Below are 19,754 nucleotides of genomic sequence, written 5' to 3'. Positions count from 1 at the left end.
GCCACCCCGTCCGCTCAGCGGGTCATGATGAAGGCGAGCAGGTAGCTGCGAGAATTCCCGTCGTCGATGCGACGACCCGGCAGCACGCGGGCCCTGGCAAGGGCGTCATCGGCCGCAGCGGGTCCACCGAGTGCCGCGTACATGAGCAGGTAGTCCCCAAACATCACGTCGAAGCCGGCGGGCGTCGCGGGTGCGAGATTCAGGGCGATGCGTCCGGCATCGCCGGCGAGGTACCCGGCGACGGGACTCATCGGCAGCACCAGAATCCCGAGCTTCGCCGACGGTTCGCCGCTGAACCAGGTCGCATAGTCCCGCTTCCCTCCCCAGTTGAGCGAGGTGATGGTGTGGCTGAATCCGTCGTAGACCGGAGCATCGAGGTCGAAGTCGGTCCAGTAGGCGCGCGCCGAGTCGGCTTCGCTCGCGAGCATCCACTCCGCCTGCTGCACGAGCGCCTTGTTGCCGGTGGCGGCGCCCCACAGCGCGAGGCCATTCCACGCGGTGACGGCCTCCGAGCTGGACTCCTGGTTGTTGCCATCGGCGAACGGCGAGGTGCCGGATGCCCAGGAGTGGCCCGCGTATGCGTCAAAGACCCTGCGCTCGGGGAAGTAGCCAGGAGATCCGGCCGATGCGATGTCGGCGGCGAGCAGGTTTATGACCGGGGCAATCTTCGGCATGAGCGAGGGGTCGTGCGCCACGGCGATGCTCGCCGCGTGCAGGAAGTACCCGTAGTGGAAGTGGTGGTCATTGAATTCCTCGGAGCCGAACGACGCCGCGAGGCCCACGATTCCCCTCGCCTTCTCGTCGTAGACGAAGCACCTCTCCCCGCGGATGGCGCAGCCGTGCGGCTGCGTCCACTCGGTGAGCGCGCGTCCGAGCCGGTCGCCGAGGATCGCCGCCGAGGTGTCGTCCCCGAGCTCGGTGGCGAGTGAGAGCAGGTTGGCCAGCCGGTAGAGGGCCTTGCCGCCGAAGTAGGTGTCGCCGGGGAGGGGCGGCGTTGCAGCGACGTCCCTCGCGAGCTGCTCGAGCAGGGTCGCCCGGTCGTTGGCGTGGAGCGAGCCTGCGCCGAGGGATGCAGCCGGCGCGAGGCGGGGCGCCGACCAGCTGATCCCCGGCCCGGCGCACAGCGTCAGTTCGCCGTAGACCGACGGATAGCTGCCGAGTCCGCAGCCGGTGACCGAGCCGAGGGTGGACTGCTGGTGCGGCATCGCGGCGATGAGGGTGTCGCCGGCACCGAGGTAGTCGAGAGTCGTGGTGGCCGCCGCCTCGTCAACCGAGTACGACACGTCGACACCGGTGACGCCGCCGGCGTACTTGACGAGCGAGGCGAGGTTGCCGCCGCGGGGCACCGCGACCCAGACGGCGGTCTGGCCCGCCGTGAGCGAGACCGACAAGGCCGTGACGGATCCCTTGGTGACGAGCCCGAACTGGTTGCCGGCGGCGGTGCTCGACCAGACACCGGGGCCGCTGGGCGTCACCGGCTGGCCCAGCGTGATCGTCGCGGCGCGGGAGGCGGTGAAGGTGACGAGGGGAGAGCCCTGGGCGATAACGACCGTGCCGAGCACGCCGTCGGCGGTGTGCTGCTCGATCGTGATGGAGGCGTCGTCGTACGAGGAGACGACAGCCGATGTTGCCCCGGTGTCGACGGAGAGCTGGGGTGAGTGGCCGCCGAAGATAGTGTCGGCTCCGGCGCTCACCTTCGGAACGCCGAAGTTGAAGCCACGCGCGGTCAGAGCGAACGACAGGGGCAGCGGGAAGACCGGCTCCGGGGACGCGCCGAAGACAAGTCCGGAGAACCAACGGTTGGTCGGAGGGGTCACCCCGTCGGCGAGCCGGTCGGGCCCCAGGGACTTCGGCGAGCGAGTCGGGATGGCGGCGATGAGCGGCGCGACCTGCTCGTCGGGAAAGACGAGCTGCTCGGGAGCGCGAGTAGGTCCGGGTACGGGTACGGGTACGGGTGTCGGGGCGGGAGCGGGGGGGGGGGTGGGTGGGGGTGTCCGGACGGTCTGGCCGCACGAGGTCAGCGAGAAGACGCGCTCGCTGAGCGCACCCGGCCCGCCCAGCAGCACGACGCGGGTGGCGCCGAGCGCGCTGATCTGGTGGAGCACAGCCGAGGGCACGCAGGTGCTGGGGATAATGAACAGTGGAGCCCTGTCCTTGGCGGCGAGCACCGCCCCGGCGAGCGCGTCGGGAAACTGGTGACCGGTGGCCAGGTAGACGGTCGAGGAGCGGGAGTAGGCATCCGCGTTCACGGAGACGGACGCCGCGAATCGGTCAGCGCCAGACAGTCGTGTGACGTCGAAGCCAGCGCGCGTGAACGACTCGGAGAGCGCAGGCGACAGTACGGCGGGCCCCCCGACGAGCCTCACTGCCTTCGCGCCGAGGCGCGCGAGCAGCTCGCGCGTCGGTGTGTCGAGGGTCGGCTGAGTGCCCCTGACGAGCACGACAGGGGCGCCGGCGCCGCCGGCGGCAGAACCCGCCGAGAGCGCGTCGGGAAAGTTGGTGCCCGTCGCGATATAGGCGGAGGGTGATCCGGTGCCGCGCGCGTAGTCGGCGATCGCGCGCGATACGACGTACCGGTCGGCGCCGCCCAGGCGCACGACCACCGGGGCAAGCGTCCGCAGCGACGCGAGCACAGCATCCGGCACCGCGGCCGGGCCACCGGCCACGACGATTTTCGCGGGGGCGAGCCGCGTGATCTCGTCGCGCACGGCCGCCGACAGAGCGGTGGGGTGGGTGAGCAGCAGCGGGCCACCGAGCTTCGCGGCGGCGGGCGCGGCGCTGAGCGCATCCGGATAGTTGGCGCCCGTCGCAACGAAGACGATCGGCGCCCGCACCGGGAAGGCGCGGCGGGACACCGCGATCGCGACGGCGTAGCGGTCAGGGCCGCCCATCCGCTCGACCGTGATGGCACCTGACGACACTGGGCTGGCGGCATCCGCGAGGTGGGTCGACGCCGCCGCGGTGCCCCCTCCTACGGCCGCCGAGGCCACGAGCAGTCCGGCGATGAGCGCGGCAAATGGTCTCAGAGCGATGATTCTCACGTGTTGTCCCCCGACAATTCGTTGTTCCCCTGCGAGCAGCGTAAGGCACAGTTCGTTTGGGAGGTTCGCGGCGGTAGGCGAGAATGGGGCCATGTCCTATGAGTTCGAGCGAAAGCACCGCATTGCCATCCTCGGGGGAGGCCCGGGCGGATACGAGGCCGCTCTCGCCGGCGCCCAACTTGGGGCCGACGTCACTCTCGTCGAACGAATCGGGGTTGGCGGCTCAGCCGTGCTCACCGATGTGGTGCCGTCGAAGACACTCATTGCCACCGCCGAGGCATCCAACTCCATCGGCGAGGCCACCGATCTGGGCGTGCAGTTCTTCACCCGCGGCGACTCCGGGCGGCCCGTGCGCCCCGAGGTCGCGGTCAACCTCTCCGCGGTCAACACTCGACTGCTTCGACTGGCCCGCCAGCAGTCGGAGGACATGAAGTCCGGCTTGATCAAGGCAGGCGTGCGCGTCGTGCAGGGCGACGGCCGGCTCGACGGGCCGCAGCGGCTGATCGTCGCCACCGGACGTGGCAAAGGCGCGACGGACTTCGACGAGGTCAACGCCGACACCGTGATCGTCTCGGTCGGCGCGAGCCCGCGCATCCTTCCCACGGCGCAGCCCGACGGTGAGCGCATCTTCACCTGGACCCAGCTCTACACACTGAAGGCGATCCCCGAGCACCTCATCGTTGTCGGCTCGGGTGTGACAGGGGCCGAGTTCGCCTCGGCCTACACCGCGCTCGGCTCGAAGGTCACGCTCATCTCGAGCCGCGACCAGGTGCTCCCGGGCGAGGATGCCGATGCCGCGCGCGTCATCGAGGACGTGTTCAAGCGCAACGGCATGACGGTGCTCGCGAAGTCGCGCGCCGAGTCGGTCAAGCGCACCAAGGAGGGTGTCGTCGCGACGCTCTCCGACGGCCGCACGGTCGAGGGTACTCACTGCCTGCTCGCGGTCGGCTCGATCCCGAACACCGCCGGTATCGGACTCGAAGAGGCCGGCATCCAGCTCACCGAGTCCGGCCATATTCGGGTCAACCGGGTGGCGCGCACCTCGGTGCCGAGCATCTACGCGGCCGGCGACTGCTCCAACTTCCTGCCGCTCGCCTCTGTGGCCTCGATGCAGGGCCGCACGGCGGTTTACCACGCGATGGGGGACGCCGTGAACCCGACCGAGCTGCGCAACGTGACCTCGAACATCTTCACGCAGCCCGAGATCGCGACCGTCGGCTGGACGCAGAAGCAGATCGAGGACGGCCTCGCCCAGGGCGACATCTACAAGCTGCCGCTCGCCTCGAACCCGCGTGCGAAGATGCAGGGCATCAAGGAGGGCTTCGTGAAGCTCTTCGCCCGCACCGGGTCGGGCACCGTGATTGGCGGCGTCATCGTCGCGCCGCACGCGTCGGAGCTCATCCTGCCGATCGCGATCGCGATCGAGCACCGCCTGACCGTCGACCAGATCGCGCAGGCCTTCGCGGTGTACCCGTCGCTGTCGGGCAGCATCACGGATGCCGCGCGGGCGATGCACATCGTCGCGTAAGCGGCTTCGGCGCTGTCATTATTCAGCGTCTCAGGGGCGTTGCCCCTCCGTGGTGGTTGCTGAATTTCGGGTTGGGTCGCGTTGCGGGTCTGGCGCGGCGTCGTGCTCGGACGGATGATGGAGGTGCTCGCCACGGGGATGCCGGTTTTTCCTTGATGCTGAGAGCTTGTTATTCAGCGTGGCAGGAGGGGTTTTCTTACGAGAACTGTGGATTGTTGCTCCGAGCACGTGTGTCAGATTTCTGATTTTTCCTAACCTCTTCCGTGGTGGGCCCGTCAATATATGGGATGAGGAGGAAAATGATGGACGTGGTCCATGAGCGTGCTGCGGGGATGGATATCTCCAAGCGGGACGTGAAGGTCTGTGTTCGAGTGCCTGGGAAACGGCCCGGGACGTTCGAGCAGAAAGTTACTACCTGGGGTGCAACAACGTCGCAGGTGCTGGAGTTGCGGGAGCATCTCCTCGCGAACCGGGTGACAACGGTTGTGATGGAGGCGACCGGTGATTATTGGAAGCCGTTCTACTATCTGTTGGAATCGGTGCTGCCGGTGACGCTTGTCAACGCGCGGGATGTGCGTAATTTCCCGGGCCGGAAAACGGATGTCTCGGACGCGGGCTGGCTGGCCCAACTGGCCGCTCACGGACTGGTGCGGGCCTCGTTCGTGCCACCGGAACCGATCCGGGAGTTGCGGGATCTGACCCGGACCCGGGCCACGATCGTGCAGGAGCGCAGCCGGCATATCCAGCGGATCGAGAAGATCCTCGAGGACGCCGGGATCAAGCTGTCCTCGGTGGTGTCCCAGCTGAACGGGGTCTCGGCGCGCAGCATCCTCGATGCCCTGGTCGCCGGGGAACGCGACCCCGTGAAACTTGCCGCTCTGGCCAAGGGCCGGCTGCGGGCGAAGATCCCGGAACTGGTCGAAGCCCTCACCGGACGGTTTAGGGACCACCACGCGTTCATGGTGAACCTGCACCTCACCCAACTCGATCACAGTGCGACCCTGATCGATGAGATCACCGCCCGAATCGAGGTGGTGATGGAACCCTTTCGGGTCTTTCGAGAGACCCTCACCACCATTCCGGGGGTCTCTGTTCGTGTTGCGGACGTGATCATCGCCGAGACCGGCGGGAACATGCATATTTTCCCCAGCCCCGGACATCTTGCGTCCTGGGCCGGGGTCTGTCCGGGATCGAACGAGTCCGCGGGACGAGTGAAATCGACCAAAACGCGCCCCGGTAATGCGCACCTGAAGGCCGCCCTCGGGATCTCCGCCCTGGTCATCACCCGACAGAAGAACACGCACCTCGCCGTGAAATACCGACGGATCGCCGCTCGGCGCGGCAGCATCAAGGCGATCGTCGCCCTCGAGCACAGCATCCTTGTCGCCGTCTGGAAGATGGGCACCACCGGGGAAGCCTTCACCGAACTCGGACCGAACTACTACTCCAACCGCCACCCCGACCGAACAAAATCCAACGCCATCAACCAGCTCCGCACCCTCGGATACCAGGTGACCCTCACCCCCACCGCAGCCTAAAAACCGGTATTCACGTGTCAGGAGTTTGGGCTGGGTGGCCCTTTCAGAATTCAGGAGACTGGGCTGGGTGGCCGTTTCAGAATTCAGGATCACTGGATGTCCACGGCCCACTTTTCGTGAGATTGATGACGGATTGCGGCGCGGATTTGCGAAGGAGTGCCTGATTTCGGATGGGCGGGTACGAGGCCTCCTGAGTGATGAAAGCCGCCAGTGACCGGCACCAGCCCTAACCCCTGAATGATGAAAGCCGCCTCGGGCCGTCACTCCTGAATGATGAGAGCAGCCGGCGAACGCGTGAGCGGATGCTGTCCTCCCCAGCGGCAGCGCAGCATCCGGTTCGACAAATGTCCCGGATCACGAGCCGCATGCACGTCTGGCGGCCCACGCTTCCCCCCATGCAATCGGTCCAGACAACGGTGGCCGCGTTCGGCGGCATTGCGACCCGGCAGCAACTTATCGAGGCCGGTCTCAGCGGATTCGACCTGACGATCGCGGTCAAGCGAGGGGAGGTGCGACGCGTCCGCCAGGCCCGTCACGCCACGGCTGATGCGAGCTTCGACGCTCTCGCGGCGGCCCGAGTCGGCGGACTCCTCGCTGGCACCTCCGCCGCGAGGAGCTACGGCCTCTGGGCAGGATTTGACACGCGGCTGCATATTTCGGTCGGGGCCAATTCGGCGCGACTTCGCACCAACCTGCCTCCGAGCTTCAGGCGACGTCCGGTCGAACTCACTCCGGATACTTCCCGGCGGCGGATTGTGCTGCACTGGCTCAAAGGCGGTGCCGTACCCGAGCTCGGGCCAGAATGCTGGCGGGTCTCGCTGTTCGCCTGCCTCAGACAGGTTGTCGCCTGGAGCGACAGGGAGACGGCGGTCGCCTGCTTGGACTCGGCGCTGGCACTCGTCCCGAGAGAGGCGCTCGTCGAGGCCTTCTCGGAGGCGACAATCGCGCACCGGCAGGTCGTCGACGAGTGTCGCCCCGGGAGCGATTCAGGATATGAATCGATTGTGCGACAGCGGTTGGCGGCGATCGGTATCGTCCTGATCCAGCAAGTCCATCTTCCGGGCGTCGGGAGAGTGGATGGCCGGATCGCCGGCACGAGAGTGGTCGTGGAGATCGACGGCCGCGAGCATCACGACACCCCGCAGGCGGTCGAGGAGGATCGCCGACGCGGGGCTGAGCTCGCAGCCTTGGGCTACGCGCGAGTGCAGCTGAGCACGACGCGGATCAGGACTGACTGGCCGTGGTGCGTGCGCATGGTTCGTGGGGCGATGGCCCAGTTCTCGGACGCCGCGTAGCGGCGTTCCGCCTCGGGCGCTGCTCCGCCTCGGGCGTTGCCCGACCGCCAGCTTTCATCATTCAGGAGTTCAGCCGGTCGGCCGTCGTCAAGATTCAGGACTCACCGAAGGCGGCGAGATTCAGAATTCAGGAGCATTCGAGCGGCGGATGCCGTTTTCCCCAGCATCCGTCCCCGATTGCAGCGATTCCCGCCACAACTCAGCCCAATCTCCTGAATAACGACAGCCGGGAGAGCCTGGCACCAGCCCAATCTCCTGAATAACGACAGCCGGGAGAGCCTGGCACCAGCCCAAACTCCTGAATAATGACAGCCCAGAGCTGGTCAGGTCTGGATATCCAGCAGAAGGTGCCCGGACGAGACCGTGAGGCCGACCGTCGCGTTGAGGTTGGCGATCATGCCGTCCTTGTGGGCGGTGAGCGGCTGCTCCATCTTCATCGCCTCGAGCACGAGGATGAGGTCGCCCTTGACGACGTGCGCCCCGTTCTCGACCGAGAGCTTCACGATGGTCGCCTGCATCGGGGCCTTGACCGAGTCGCCCGTCGCGGTGACGACGGCACCCGAGCGGCGGCGTGTCGGGGCGGACGGCGCGGCTGGCCCGGCACCCGCGGCACCGAGGCGGGCCGGCAGCCCGACCTCCACGCGCTTGCCGTCGACCTCGACGACGACGCTCGTGCGGAGGGAGGTCGGCTCCTGCTCGGCGAGCGATCCACTCCACGGTTCGATGGTGTTGACGAATTCCGTCTCGATCCAGCGCGTGTAGATGCTGAACGGCTCGGAGGTGAATGCGGGGTCACGCACGATCGCGCGGTGGAACGGCAGCACGGTCGGCAGACCGGCGATCTCAAACTCGTCGAGCGCCCGGCGCGAACGCTCGATCGCATCGGCGCGGGAGGAGCCCGTGACGATGAGCTTGGCGAGCAGCGAGTCGAACGCGCCGCTGATGACGTCGCCGGTCGTGACGCCGCTGTCGACGCGCACGCCGGGCCCGCCGGGGAAGCGCAGAACGTGCACGGGCCCGGGGGAGGGCATGAAGTTGAGACCGGGGTCCTCGCCGTTGATGCGGAACTCGATCGAGTGGCCCTGCGCAACGGGGTCGCCGTAGCCGATGGCGTGGCCCTCGGCAAGCCGGAACTGCTCGCGCACCAGGTCGATGCCCGTGACCTGCTCCGACACCGGATGCTCGACCTGCAGCCGCGTATTGACCTCGAGGAACGAGACGGTGCCGTCCTTCGCGACGAGAAACTCGCAGGTCCCGGCGCCGACGTAGCCGACCTCGCGCAGGATGGCCTTCGACGCGGTGTAGAGCAGTTCGTTCTGTGCGTCGGTGAGGAACGGCGCGGGTGCCTCCTCGACGAGTTTCTGGTGCCGGCGCTGTAGCGAGCAGTCGCGGGTCGACACCACGACGACCGTGCCGAAGGCGTCGGCGAGACACTGGGTCTCGACGTGGCGTGGCTGGTCGAGGTACTTCTCAACGAAGCACTCACCGCGCCCGAACGCGGCGACGGCCTCACGGGTCGCGGAATCGAACAGCTCAGGCACCTCCTCGCGGGTGCGGGCCACCTTGAGCCCGCGCCCACCACCGCCGAACGCGGCCTTGATCGCGACGGGGAGGCCGTGAAGGTCGACGAAGTCGAGCACCTCGGATGCGCCGGAGACCGGGTTGAGCGTGCCGGGTGCGAGCGGGGCGCCGACGCGCTCGGCGATGTGGCGGGCCGAGACCTTGTCACCGAGCTTCTCGATGGCCTCCGGCGACGGTCCGATCCAGATGAGGCCGGCGTCGATGACGGCGCGGGCGAACGACGCGTTCTCGGCGAGGAAGCCATAGCCGGGGTGCACAGCGTCGGCGCCGGAGCGGCGGGCGATCGACAGGAGCTTCTCGATCACGAGGTAGGTCTCCGCCGAGGTGGCGCCGTTCAGCGCGTACGCCTCGTCGGCGAGCTTGACGTGACGGGCATCGCGATCCTGGTCGGCGTAGACGGCCACCGAGGCGATGGAGCTGTCGCGCGCCGCCCGGATGACCCTGACAGCTATCTCTCCACGATTGGCAATCAGAACCTTAGTTATCCGGGGCATAGTGCCCAACTCTATTGCCGGGCAGCACCGTCGAATTGGCCACGACCCACAAAAAAGTGGCGTGTCGCAGCGAGAGCTTCTACAAAACGGTGAGGTTCAGCGGTTCCAGAGCGCTGGCCAGCTGATCTCGAAACCGCGGAACAGGCTACGCAGCGCGGCGAGCGAGAGCCCGACGACCGCGTGCGGATCGCCCTCGATCGAGGTGATGAAGGGAGCACCGAGGCTGTCGATGGTGAAGGCGCCGGCGACGGCGAGCGGCTCCCCGGTCGCGATGTAGGCATCGATCTCGTCATCGGTGATGTCCGAGGCGAACGTGACCGCCGACGTCGTGACCGAACCGGCGCCGCGGGCGGCGACTCCGGCGCGGTGGTCGATCAGCCAGTGCCCCGAGTGCAGGTGTCCCGTTCGCCCGCGCTGCAGCAGCCAGCGCTCACGGGCGACGTGCGGCAGGTGCGGCTTGCCGTAGATGATGCCGTCGAGCTCGAACGCGGAATCCCCGCCGAGGATGAACCCATCGATGTCCTGCCCGTCGATCGCGCGCCCCACGACGGCCTCGGCCTTGGTTCGGGCGAGCAGCTCGACCATCTCGGGGGCCCCGATGGGCCCGTGCTCGGCCACCCAGGCCGCGACGGCCGCATCCTCGTCGACGAGCGAGCCGACGACGATGGGCTCGATGCCCGCGCCGCGCAGCGTCGCGAGCCGGGCGGGAGAGGTGGAGGCCAGATAGAGGCGCACGGTGCTCCTATGCTCGATGGATGGGTGACATGCAGGGCGAACGCGTCGAGGTCGAGATTACAGGCGTTGCACACGGCGGAATCTTCGTTGCGAGGCACGAGGGGCGGGTGATCTTCGTGAGCGACGCGATCCCCGGCGAGCGTGTTGTCGCGCAGATCACGGATGACGCGAAGTCGTCGTTCTGGCGGGCCGACACTGTCGCGGTGCTCGACGCCTCGCCGCACCGGCGCCCCCACGTCTGGGACTCGGCCGCACTGGAACGGGAGCCCGGCCAGCGCGCGGGAGGCGCCGAGTTCGGCCACATCCGTCTCGAGCATCAACGCGAGCTCAAGCGACAGGTGATCGTCGATTCGATGAAGCGGATGGCGAAGCTCGACGTCACCGTCGACGTCGCGGGGCTCCCGTCCGGCGAGACGCCCGGCGCGCTGGCCGGCGAGGCTCTCGCCGATGAGGATGGCACCGGATGGCGCACCCGGCTGCGGCTGCATGTCGGCGAGGACGGCACGCCCGGCCCGTACGTGGCCAGGTCGCACCGGGTTATCCCGGTCACCGACCTTCCGCTTGCCGTTCCCGAGGCGCGGCAGGTGGCTCCGCTCGGCCAGAAGTTCGTGGGGGCCGAGTTCATCGACATCGTCGTGCCGTCCACCGGCAACCCGTTCGTGCTGGTCGACGATCCGGCATCCGGTCCTGCGAAGCAGTCGAACGACATCGTCGAACGGGTCGGCGACCGTGACTTCCGTCTCGACGTGCGCGGGTTCTGGCAGGTACACCGGCACGCGGCCCAGACGCTGACCACGGCGGTGCAACAGGCGATCGACGAGTCGCTCTTCGACGCGCGGGCCGCGAACCTCGACCTCTACGGCGGGGTCGGCCTGCTCGCGGCGGCGGTCGGCGACAGGTTCGGACAGGCCGTGCGCATCACGAGCGTCGAGAGCGACGCCGGGGCGACCGACCATGCCGCCGAGAATCTCGTCGATTGGGCCGGCGCCACCGCCGTCACCGCGAGAGTCGAGCGCTACCTTCGCCAGGTCGGCACCGAGGCCCGCGGTGCCGACCGGTCCCGGCTGCGCGCCGCGACCGTGGTCCTCGACCCGCCGCGGGCCGGAGCGGGCAAGGCGGTCGTCAGTGAACTCGTGCGGCTGGAGCCAGCCCACATCGTCTATGTCGCCTGCGACCCGGTCGCATTGGCGCGCGATGTCGCCCTGTTCGCGGCTCAGGGCTACGAGATGTCCCGGCTGGTTGCGTTCGACCTGTTCCCGAACACCCATCACGTCGAGGCCGTCGCGACGCTCGTGAGGCGCTGACGGGTCCGGATTACAACCGGCACGCCGCCGCAACCCACGCTCGTGGCCCGACCCGCGTTAAGCTGGGCCGTGAGGCCGTCGTGGACGGCGGTCCTCAACAGACAAGGATCACCATGGCTCAGCCAACAACGCAGGTTCCCGTTGCGGGAGCGCAGGCGACGACCGTGCGCGTCTCCGTCGTGGACGACCACGAGTCGGTCCGGCTCGGGCTCAAGGCCGCCTGCACCGACGCGGGCTTCGAGTTCATCGTCGCCGCGGCATCCGTCGACGAACTGATCGCACAACTGGGGGGCCGGGAGTGCGACGTTGTCGTGCTCGACCTGTCCCTGGGCGACGGCTCGACCGTCACGGAAAACGTCAAGCGCGTGCAGGCCGTCGGCTCCGCCGTGCTCATCCACAGCATCGCCGACCGGGTCGCCTCGGTGCGCGAGGCCCTCGCAGCGGGCGCGGCAGGCGTGATCCCCAAGTCGTCCGCGACGAAGACCGTGATTTCCGCAGTCGAGACCGTCGCCAGGGGCGACGTGCTCAACAATCTCGAGTGGGCGACGGCCATCGACGCCGACAGCGACTTCGCCAAAGCCCAGCTGGGCCGCCGCGAGCGCGAGATCCTGCACCTGTATGCCTCGGGATTCCCGCTCAAGCTCGCCGCGCAGCAGCTTGGCATCGGGTACTCGACGGCCAGGGAGTACCTCGACCGCATCCGGGTGAAGTATGTGGAGGTTGGGCGGCCGGCTCCCACCAAGGTCGACCTGCTCCGGCGGGCGGTCGAAGACGGCATCCTTCCGGGGCTCGACCCGGAAGCCGGTGATGGTCGCTAGCGAACTACCCCGCGGGGGGATGGGACAGCCGCGATCGTCCCGCAACCCGATCAGCCGTCGACAGATCGAAACGGTGATCTCACGGTCCACCGCGGTCTTCGGGCTGGTGTTCGGCGCCCAGATGTTGCCGGTGCTGCTCGCGCAGTCCTCGTTCATGATTCCGGAGTGGTCGGTTTTCGCTCAGGTGCTCCTTTTCGGTGGGCTGCTGCTGTCGGTGGCGGCCTCGATCCTGAAGCGGTGGGTGCTGGTCGTCAACGGTTTCGTCGCTGTGGCCTGGTTTGTCGTGATGGCCACTTGGCCCATGGGGGTCGCCGATGTGACCGTCGTGGCTGAGCTGCGTCCGTGGCCGTGGTTCATCTGCACCGTGGCGACCGCCGCCGCCGCCGTCGCCTGGCCAGTGTGGGCCGCCGTCGTGGCACTCGTGGTCGCCCCGCTCACCTACGGCATTGTGCGGGTGACGCCTGCCGGAGGGGCGGCGCCGTTCGACCTCGCCGCGTATGACGTGATTTACGCCGTCATCCTCGGCGGCACCGTTCTCATCATCATTACGATGCTGCGGCAGGCGGCGGCATCGGTCGACCTCGCCCAGTCGGCTGCGATCGACCGCTACTCCTATGCCGTGCGCCAGCACGCCACCGAGGTCGAGCGGGTGCAGGTCGACGCGATCGTGCACGACAGCGTGCTCACCACCCTTATTTCGGCGGCCCGGTCCCATGCCCCGGAGGCCGAGGCGCTCGCCGCGCGCATGGCGAGCAACGCCATGGGCTACCTGAGGGACGCCGCAGCGTCGTCGCCGGATGACGCGACGAGGGTGAGGGTGCGCGATCTCGCCCTGCGGATCCGGACGGCCGCCGACGCCCTCTCGGTTCCGTTCGAGCACCGGCCCGGCGACATCAGCGACTGGGAGCTTCCGTCGCAGGCCGCGGAGGCCGTGTACTCGGCGGCGGTGCAGTCGATGGTCAACAGCACCCAGCATGCCGGTTCCGACCCTGGCATCGCGAGGTGGGTCGGGGTGCGCTGCGCGCCCGGCGGCGGCGTTGTTGTGGTCGTCGGCGATACCGGTACGGGGTTCGACCCTCAGGCGGTGCCGACCGCGAGGATCGGGCTCAGGATCTCCATTCTCGAGCGGGTCAACAATGCCGGCGGGCACGTCGACGTGGATTCCCAGGCCGGCGAGGGCACCGTCATCACCATCCGGTGGCCGGCCGCTGAGAGCGTCTGGCCCGATGGCGGCCTGGATGTCGGCGAGAGCGCTGTGCCGGTTGCCACGGGCGAGGGTGTGGCATCGTGAGTATCTCGATTCCCCGCTACCTCATCGTGATCCTCGCCGCGGTGTTCTCGGCCTATCATCTGCTGCTCGCGGCGGTGTCGATCAATGTCCCGGAGCGGATGGGCCCGTACATTGCGGCGATGGTGCTGTACGCGATCGCGACGACCGCGAGCCTGTGGCCGACGGCGTCGACCCGGATGCCGATCTGGATGGCGTCGTTCAACGTCGCGGTCTCGCTTGCCGTCGCGCTGCTCGTTACGAGCCAACTGCCGGATGGGCCGGGCAACAGCTACGCCGCATGGCACACGGCCGCGATCGGCACACTGATGGTCATCACCTCGACCAGGCGGCGGCAGTCGCTCGCGTGGATCGGTGTCGGTGCCCTCGCCGTGCAGACCGTGGTCTGGCAGGGCTTCGGCGCCCTGCTCGGGGTCGGGGCCCTCGGGAGCATCGTCTGGGTCGCGATCTCCCACGCGCTCGCCTACTCCCTCGCCTCGGCCGGCCGCGATGCTCGTCACTACGCCCTCGCTGAGCGGGAGGCCGCCGAGTGGCGCGCGGCGCAGGAGGCGCACGTGTTCGAGCGCCAGTTCCGGCTCGGCCAGACCAGCCGGATGGCCGTTCCCATGCTGCGGGAGATCGTCGCGAGCGGCGGGGACCTCTCGGATGCCCAGCGCGAGGAGTGCCTGCTCCTCGAGGGGGCGATCCGCGATGAGATCCGCGGGCGCAAGCTGCTCAACGATCGGGTGCGACACGAGGTCATGGCCTGCCGTCGGCGTGGCACGACCGTCACGCTGCTCGACGAGGGCGGAATCGACGATCTGTCTGAGGACGAGCTGGATCGTGTGCTCAACCACCTCGCGGAGGTGATCGGCGGCTCGAAGGCTGACCGGATCATCGCGAGGACGGTGCCGCACGGTTCTGAGACGGCCGTGACAGTCGTCGGACTGAGCTCGGGCAATGACGGCACCAGCTCGGCGCTCGGTCAGGAGTCCGACGACGACGATGACGACGAGATCGACCTGTGGCTCGAGATCCCGCGGGTCGTCGAGCGCACGGCCCTCACCCGGTAGGCGGCGGGCTTAACGGGAAATAGGACCGGCCAGAGGCCGGTCCTATCCAAATCCCCGAGTCAGGGCGATAACCCGAATACCGCCCTGACTCGCCCCCAATGCATTAGCCCGCTTACCCTAGTCGGCTAATGATTGGCGGTGTGCTCATTGAGCAACACCTAGCAAGAACAATCATGCAACGAACCGGCGGGCCCGGAAAGTCGTCTCTTTAGGGGACTTCCGGGGGACAATTGTGTACCCTGTCGTCCGTTCGGGTTCCACTCGGCCCAATAACGGCGGGAAGGCCACGACGGATCACGGGGTACAGGTCGCCCCTGACGGGGCATTAGCGCTGCCGCATCGCCCGTCAACGACGAAATCGGTGACATGTGATGCGGAATCCGCACCTGTGCTCGTTCCCAACTACGGAATCGGCAGCGAATGCCCCCATTCCGGGGGGTGTTAGCCCGAAAACGAGCGCCAGGCACCCGGTCCAGGCACGAGCGGCTGGCGCAGGGCTCGCTGGCTCCGCTGCCACGCGCTCTGGCCGCTGCCGACCTCGAGCAGGGCATCGTCGGAGAGCTCCTCGGCGAGGGCCGTGACAACGGCGGTGATCGCGGCGAGCTCGGCGGTGGAGGGCTCACCGGCGAGGATGGTGATCTCGGCGCCGGAGCCAGCGCCGGCTTCGCCCTCGCGCACGGTACTCACAGTGGAATGTTCCCGTGCTTCTTCGGCGGCAGCGACGCACGCTTGGTGCGCAGCGCCCGCAGCGCCTTGACGATCACGACGCGCGTCGCGGCCGGCTCGATGATTCCGTCGAGCTCGCCGCGCTCCGCCGCGAGGAACGGCGACGCCACGTTGTAGGTGTACTCGTTCGCGAGCCGCGCGCGCACCGCAGCCACGTCCTCACCGTCCGCCTCCGCCTGTTTGATCTCCGCGCGGTTGAGGATGTTGACTGCCCCCTGCCCACCCATCACAGCGATCTCGGCAGTCGGCCAGGCGTAGTTGAGGTCAGCGCCGAGCTGCTTCGAACCCATGACGATATACGCGCCGCCATACGCCTTGCGGGTGATGACCGTCACGAGGGGAACCGTGGCCTCCGCGTAGGCGTACAGCAGCTTGGCCCCGCGACGGATGACGCCGGTCCATTCCTGTTCCGTACCGGGCAGGTAGCCGGGAACGTCCACGAGCGTGAGGATCGGGATCGAGAAGGCGTCGCAAAAGCGCACGAATCTCGCAGCCTTCTCGCCGGCCTCGATGTTGAGTGTGCCAGCCATGGCGCTCGGCTGGTTGGCGACGATTCCGATGGCGCGACCCTCGACGCGCCCGAAGCCGACGACGATGTTGGGTGCGAAGAGCGGTTGCGTCTCAAGGAACTCCCCACCGTCGACGATGTGCTCGATGATGAACTTCACGTCGTAGGGCTGGTTGGGGCTGTCGGGGATGATCGTGTTGAGCTTGCGGTCGGCATCGGTTATCTCGAGCTCGACGTCGCTCGCGTACAGCGGATGCTCGGCGAGGTTGTTGTCTGGAAGATAGCTGAGCAGGGCGCGGGCGTAGTCGAGCGCGTCGTCCTCGTCGCTCGCGAGGTAGTGCGCGACGCCGGACTTCTGGTTGTGGGTGAGAGCGCCCCCGAGCTCTTCCATACCCACATCTTCGCCCGTCACGGTCTTGATGACATCGGGCCCCGTGATGACCATCTGGCTGGTCTTGTCGACCATGATCACGAAGTCGGTGAGGGCCGGTGAGTAGACGGCGCCTCCCGCGGCGGGGCCCATGACGATGGAGATCTGTGGGATGACCCCGGATGCCGCCGTGTTGCGCCGGAAGATCTCGCCATACTTGCCGAGGGCGACGACGCCCTCTTGGATGCGCGCACCGCCGGAGTCGAGCATGCCGATGATCGGCACGCCCGTCTTGAGGGCCAGATCCATGACCTTGATGATCTTCTCGCCGGCGACCTCGCCCAGCGAGCCGCCGAAGATGGTGAAGTCCTGCGCATACACCGCGACCTGGCGACCGTGGATCGTGCCGGTGCCGGTCACGACCGCGTCACCGTACGGCCTGGACTTCTCCATGCCGAAGGCGTGGGTGCGGTGCCGCACGAACTCGTCGAGCTCGACGAAGGATCCGTGGTCGAGCAGCTGCTCGATGCGCTCGCGGGCGGTCTTCTTGCCCTTCGCATGCTGCTTTCGGATCGCGGCGTCTCCGCTCGCGGTCACCGCTTCGTGGTAGCGGACCTTGAGGTCGGCGAGTTTCCCCGCTGTTGTGTACAGGTCAGGCTCGGCAGTGTCGTCAGAAGTCACGCGTTCACCTTACCGACGAACGAAGCGCCGGGAGGTTGTCGAATCCCGACAGCATCCGGGCATCGCCGTGCACCGAAACCGTACCCTTGGGGGATGCATCTTCCCCGCAGCTCGGCCCTCGCACGCCTCGCCGTGCTCGACGAGACGCCGTCGACCAACGATGCGCTGCTCGCGCTCCCCGATTCCGCTCGCGAATTCACGGTCGTTGCGACGGCGAACCAGACCGCCGGTCGCGGCCGGCTCGGGCGCGAGTGGATTGCGCCGCCCGGCCAGACGCTCGCCGCCTCCGTGCTGCTGCGCCCGCGGCTTCCCGCGGGGGAATCACTCGAACTCAGCCACTGGGGCTGGATCCCGCTCATCGCGGGCCTCGCGCTGACAAGATCTATCGCCGCGCTGCTGCCGACGGACGGCACCGGCCTCAAGTGGCCCAACGACGTGCTCGTGCACGGGCGCAAGGTCTCCGGGATCCTCGCGGAGCTGCTGCCCAGCGGCGACGGCCTCGTTCTCGGCGCCGGCATCAACCTTGCGATCCCCGCGGAGGGCCTCCCGACGCCCACCTCCACATCGCTGGGACTCGAGGGGGCGACGCTGTCCGGTGATGAACTCGCCGACGCGGTCCTCGCTGGCTGGCTGGCGCGGTTCCGGCCGCTGTACCAGGAGTTCCTCCACCTGGGCGGTGATGCGGACGGCAGCGGCATCCGCGAGCAGGTCTCCGAGGCGTGCAGCACGCTCGGGCAGCGCGTGCGGGGGCACCTGCCGGGCGGCGACGTGCTCTCCGGCGCGGCGATCGACATCGACCGCTCCGGGCGGCTCTGCGTCAAAAGGGAGACGGATGGCCGAGTTCAGGCTGTCGCCGCCGGCGACGTGACACATCTGCGGTATGAATGAAGCATGTCATCGGAGCCCGGCCAGCCAGGCCCTGAACCAGAGCGTGTAGTCGCGAGCCTGAGGCCGCACGGGCGCGCGATGTTTTGGCCCTCGCTCGTGCTGATCGGCGGGGTCGGGTCGATCGCCTACTTCTACGGGCGCTTCGACGGGGAGTGGCAGAACCTCGCCGTGCTCGCCGGCGGCGCCGCGGTGATCGTGCTGCTGTGGATGCTTCCGCTGCTGTTCTGGCTTGCGAAGCGGTACATCATCACGACCAGGCGCATCGTGCTGCGCTATGGGCTGTTCGTGCGCACCAGACAGGAGCTCTTGCACAGCCGCGGCTACGACGTCTCCGTGCGCAAAAACGCCATGCAGAGTCTGTTCCGCAGCGGCAATGTGATTATCAACACGGGACTCGAGAACCCGGTGGTCATGAGGGATGCGCCCAGTGCCGACCTTGTGCAGAGTGCCCTGCACGACCTCATGGAGAAGAGCCTCAACCCGATTGCCGCGCGGCGTCAGGCCGAGCAGTCCGGTGCGTCGGACGAGACGACGGTGTGGGGCGTGCGGTGAGTATTGCCCGATTATGCTGGGTCTTCCGCCGAAGCGATTGAGAATGTCCATGAAAATTTCCGTTATCGGTTGCGGCTACCTCGGTGCCGTCCACGCCGCCTGCATGGCCGACCTCGGGCATGAGGTCGTTGGCGTCGACGTCGATGCAGCAAAGGTCGCCCTGCTTTCCGCGGGCACGCCGCCCTTCTTCGAGCCAGGGCTCCCGGAGCTGCTGAGGTCGGCCATCGCCTCAGGCCGGCTGTCCTTCACAACGGACATCTCGGCCGTGCGCGAGGCCACGGTGCACTTCATCGCCGTCGGTACCCCGCAGCTCGCCCAGACCGCTGCTCTCGACCTCCGCTATGTCGACGCGGCGGTTGAGGGCCTGCTGCCCCACCTGCGCGACGGCGACCTCGTCGTGGGCAAGTCCACGGTGCCGGTGGGCACCGCCGCACGCCTCGCCGAGCTCGTGCGCTCGGCCGGAAGCGGGGCCACACTCGCCTGGAACCCCGAGTTCCTGCGGGAGGGATTCGCCGTGAAGGACACCCTCGCGCCCGATCGACTCGTCTACGGTCTTGCCCCCGGCGACAGCGTTGGAGAGAGGCTCCTTGACTCCGTCTACGCCTCCGCGCTCGCTCTCGGCACCCCCAAGGTCGTCGCAGACTTCGCCACGGCGGAACTCGTCAAGGTTGCGGCCAACGCGTTCCTCGCACCCAAGATCTCATTCATCAACGCGATGGCGGAGGTGGCGGAGGCGACCGGCGCCGACGTGACCCAGCTCGCGGATGCGATCGGCTACGACGCGCGCATCGGCCGCAAGTTTCTCAACGCCGGACTCGGGTTCGGCGGCGGGTGCCTGCCGAAAGACATCCGCGGATTCATGGCGCGCGCGGAGGAGCTTGGCGTCGATCAAGCGCTCAGCTTCCTGCGCGAGGTCGACAGCATCAACCTGCGCCGGCGCGGGCGGATGGTCGATCTGGTCACGGAGGTCGTAGGTGGCGACGTCGCCGGCAAGCGGATCGCCGTGCTCGGGCTCGCATTCAAGCCGGACTCAGACGACGTGCGGGATTCTCCCGCCATCGACGTCGCGGTGCGGCTCGCCGCGCTGGGAGCCGACGTCGTGGCGACCGATCCCGAAGCCCTCGAGACCTCACGCCGCCGCTTCCCCGACCTCAACTACGTCGCATCCGTCGACGACGCGGTGCGGGGAGCGGACGCTGTGGCGCTGCTGACCGAGTGGAAAACCTACCGCGCGCTCGACCCGACGCTGGTGGGTTCAGCGGTTGCGACCCGCGCCATCGTAGACGGGCGCAACTGCCTCGATCCCGTCCAGTGGCGCGCGGCGGGTGGCTGTACCGAGCCCTCGGCGCCCCTGA

The 19,754-nt window shown here is 68.0% G+C and carries 14 protein-coding genes and 1 pseudogene; 10 read left to right on the top strand and 5 right to left on the bottom strand.

Going from position 1 to position 19,754, the window contains the following annotated elements:
* Positions 1–14 precede the first annotated feature (14 nt).
* Entirely contained in the window at positions 15–3,041 is a 3,027-nt protein-coding gene (locus BHD05_RS00075; RefSeq protein ID WP_161884628.1) for a glycosyl hydrolase, read from the bottom strand.
* Between the two features lie 91 nt (positions 3,042–3,132).
* Here BHD05_RS00075 and BHD05_RS00070 point away from each other — a divergent pair, with 91 nt between their 5' ends.
* From BHD05_RS00070 to BHD05_RS00060, 3 genes are all read left to right on the top strand, one after another.
* Entirely contained in the window at positions 3,133–4,569 is a 1,437-nt protein-coding gene (locus tag BHD05_RS00070) for an NAD(P)H-quinone dehydrogenase (protein WP_161884627.1), read from the top strand.
* A gap of 302 nt (positions 4,570–4,871) precedes the next feature.
* Positions 4,872–6,107 carry an IS110 family RNA-guided transposase gene (locus BHD05_RS00065; RefSeq protein WP_161887252.1) on the top strand — a complete coding sequence of 412 codons (1,236 nt, stop codon included), beginning with the start codon at positions 4,872–4,874 and terminating at the stop codon, positions 6,105–6,107.
* Positions 6,108–6,502: 395 nt separating this feature from the next.
* Positions 6,503–7,402, top strand: a complete 900-nt coding sequence (locus tag BHD05_RS00060; RefSeq protein ID WP_161884626.1) for an endonuclease domain-containing protein — start codon at positions 6,503–6,505, stop codon at positions 7,400–7,402.
* Between the two features lie 323 nt (positions 7,403–7,725).
* On the opposite strand, the gene BHD05_RS00055 is transcribed toward BHD05_RS00060, so the two are convergent.
* Both BHD05_RS00055 and BHD05_RS00050 read right to left on the bottom strand, forming a co-directional pair.
* Positions 7,726–9,477, bottom strand: a complete 1,752-nt coding sequence (locus BHD05_RS00055; RefSeq protein WP_161884625.1) for an acetyl/propionyl/methylcrotonyl-CoA carboxylase subunit alpha — start codon at positions 9,475–9,477, stop codon at positions 7,726–7,728.
* A gap of 96 nt (positions 9,478–9,573) precedes the next feature.
* Positions 9,574–10,212 carry a Maf family protein gene (locus BHD05_RS00050; protein ID WP_161884624.1) on the bottom strand — a complete coding sequence of 213 codons (639 nt, stop codon included), beginning with the start codon at positions 10,210–10,212 and terminating at the stop codon, positions 9,574–9,576.
* A gap of 20 nt (positions 10,213–10,232) precedes the next feature.
* Between BHD05_RS00050 and BHD05_RS00045 the strand changes: the two genes are divergently transcribed.
* The 4 genes from BHD05_RS00045 (at position 10,233) to BHD05_RS00030 (ending at position 14,674) form a co-directional block, all read left to right on the top strand.
* Positions 10,233–11,516 carry a class I SAM-dependent RNA methyltransferase gene (locus tag BHD05_RS00045; protein ID WP_161884623.1) on the top strand — a complete coding sequence of 428 codons (1,284 nt, stop codon included), beginning with the start codon at positions 10,233–10,235 and terminating at the stop codon, positions 11,514–11,516.
* 113 nt (positions 11,517–11,629) lie between these two features.
* Positions 11,630–12,334, top strand: a complete 705-nt coding sequence (locus tag BHD05_RS00040; protein WP_161884622.1) for a response regulator transcription factor — start codon at positions 11,630–11,632, stop codon at positions 12,332–12,334.
* A 19-nt stretch (positions 12,335–12,353) separates the two neighbouring features.
* On the top strand, positions 12,354–13,625 hold the full coding sequence (locus tag BHD05_RS00035; RefSeq protein ID WP_202614243.1) for an ATP-binding protein: 1,272 nt from the start codon (positions 12,354–12,356) through the stop codon (positions 13,623–13,625).
* Entirely contained in the window at positions 13,622–14,674 is a 1,053-nt protein-coding gene (locus BHD05_RS00030) for a hypothetical protein (protein WP_161884621.1), read from the top strand. The genes BHD05_RS00035 and BHD05_RS00030 overlap by 4 nt, the downstream gene beginning before the upstream one ends.
* Before the next feature lie 441 nt (positions 14,675–15,115).
* On the opposite strand, the gene BHD05_RS00025 is transcribed toward BHD05_RS00030, so the two are convergent.
* Positions 15,116–15,361: an acyl-CoA carboxylase subunit epsilon gene (locus BHD05_RS00025; protein WP_236966587.1), complete on the bottom strand. Its 246-nt coding sequence runs from the start codon at positions 15,359–15,361 to the stop codon at positions 15,116–15,118.
* On the bottom strand, positions 15,358–16,959 hold the full coding sequence (locus tag BHD05_RS00020) for an acyl-CoA carboxylase subunit beta (RefSeq protein WP_161884620.1): 1,602 nt from the start codon (positions 16,957–16,959) through the stop codon (positions 15,358–15,360). The genes BHD05_RS00025 and BHD05_RS00020 overlap by 4 nt, the downstream gene beginning before the upstream one ends.
* A 93-nt stretch (positions 16,960–17,052) precedes the next feature.
* Between BHD05_RS00020 and BHD05_RS00015 the strand changes: the two genes are divergently transcribed.
* The 3 genes and pseudogenes from BHD05_RS00015 to BHD05_RS00005 all read left to right on the top strand — a co-directional run.
* Positions 17,053–17,847: a biotin--[acetyl-CoA-carboxylase] ligase gene (locus tag BHD05_RS00015; RefSeq protein WP_161884619.1), complete on the top strand. Its 795-nt coding sequence runs from the start codon at positions 17,053–17,055 to the stop codon at positions 17,845–17,847.
* A 78-nt stretch (positions 17,848–17,925) separates the two neighbouring features.
* Positions 17,926–18,399 (top strand): PH domain-containing protein, encoded by a 474-nt coding sequence (locus BHD05_RS00010; RefSeq protein WP_236966586.1) that lies wholly within the window; start codon positions 17,926–17,928, stop codon positions 18,397–18,399.
* 49 nt (positions 18,400–18,448) lie between these two features.
* A pseudogene (locus BHD05_RS00005) lies at positions 18,449–19,752 on the top strand (UDP-glucose dehydrogenase family protein); the annotation flags it as partial.
* Positions 19,753–19,754 lie beyond the last annotated feature (2 nt).

The sequence above is a fragment of the Marisediminicola antarctica genome, from assembly GCF_009930795.1.
Lineage (GTDB): Bacteria > Actinomycetota > Actinomycetes > Actinomycetales > Microbacteriaceae > Marisediminicola > Marisediminicola antarctica.
This window is presented reverse-complemented; position numbering and strand designations above follow the sequence as displayed.

Bases quoted from the DNA above. Each gene is read 5' to 3' on its own strand.
- BHD05_RS00070 (WP_161884627.1), top strand. From the start codon at position 3,133: ATGTCCTATGAGTTCGAGCGAAAGCACCGCATTGCCATCCTCGGGGGA.
- BHD05_RS00065 (WP_161887252.1), top strand. From the start codon at position 4,872: ATGGACGTGGTCCATGAGCGTGCTGCGGGGATGGATATCTCCAAGCGG.
- BHD05_RS00060 (WP_161884626.1), top strand. From the start codon at position 6,503: ATGCAATCGGTCCAGACAACGGTGGCCGCGTTCGGCGGCATTGCGACC.
- BHD05_RS00055 (WP_161884625.1), bottom strand. From the start codon at position 9,477: ATGCCCCGGATAACTAAGGTTCTGATTGCCAATCGTGGAGAGATAGCT.
- BHD05_RS00045 (WP_161884623.1), top strand. From the start codon at position 10,233: ATGGGTGACATGCAGGGCGAACGCGTCGAGGTCGAGATTACAGGCGTT.
- BHD05_RS00040 (WP_161884622.1), top strand. From the start codon at position 11,630: ATGGCTCAGCCAACAACGCAGGTTCCCGTTGCGGGAGCGCAGGCGACG.
- BHD05_RS00035 (WP_202614243.1), top strand. From the start codon at position 12,354: ATGGGACAGCCGCGATCGTCCCGCAACCCGATCAGCCGTCGACAGATC.
- BHD05_RS00015 (WP_161884619.1), top strand. From the start codon at position 17,053: ATGCATCTTCCCCGCAGCTCGGCCCTCGCACGCCTCGCCGTGCTCGAC.
- BHD05_RS00010 (WP_236966586.1), top strand. From the start codon at position 17,926: ATGTTTTGGCCCTCGCTCGTGCTGATCGGCGGGGTCGGGTCGATCGCC.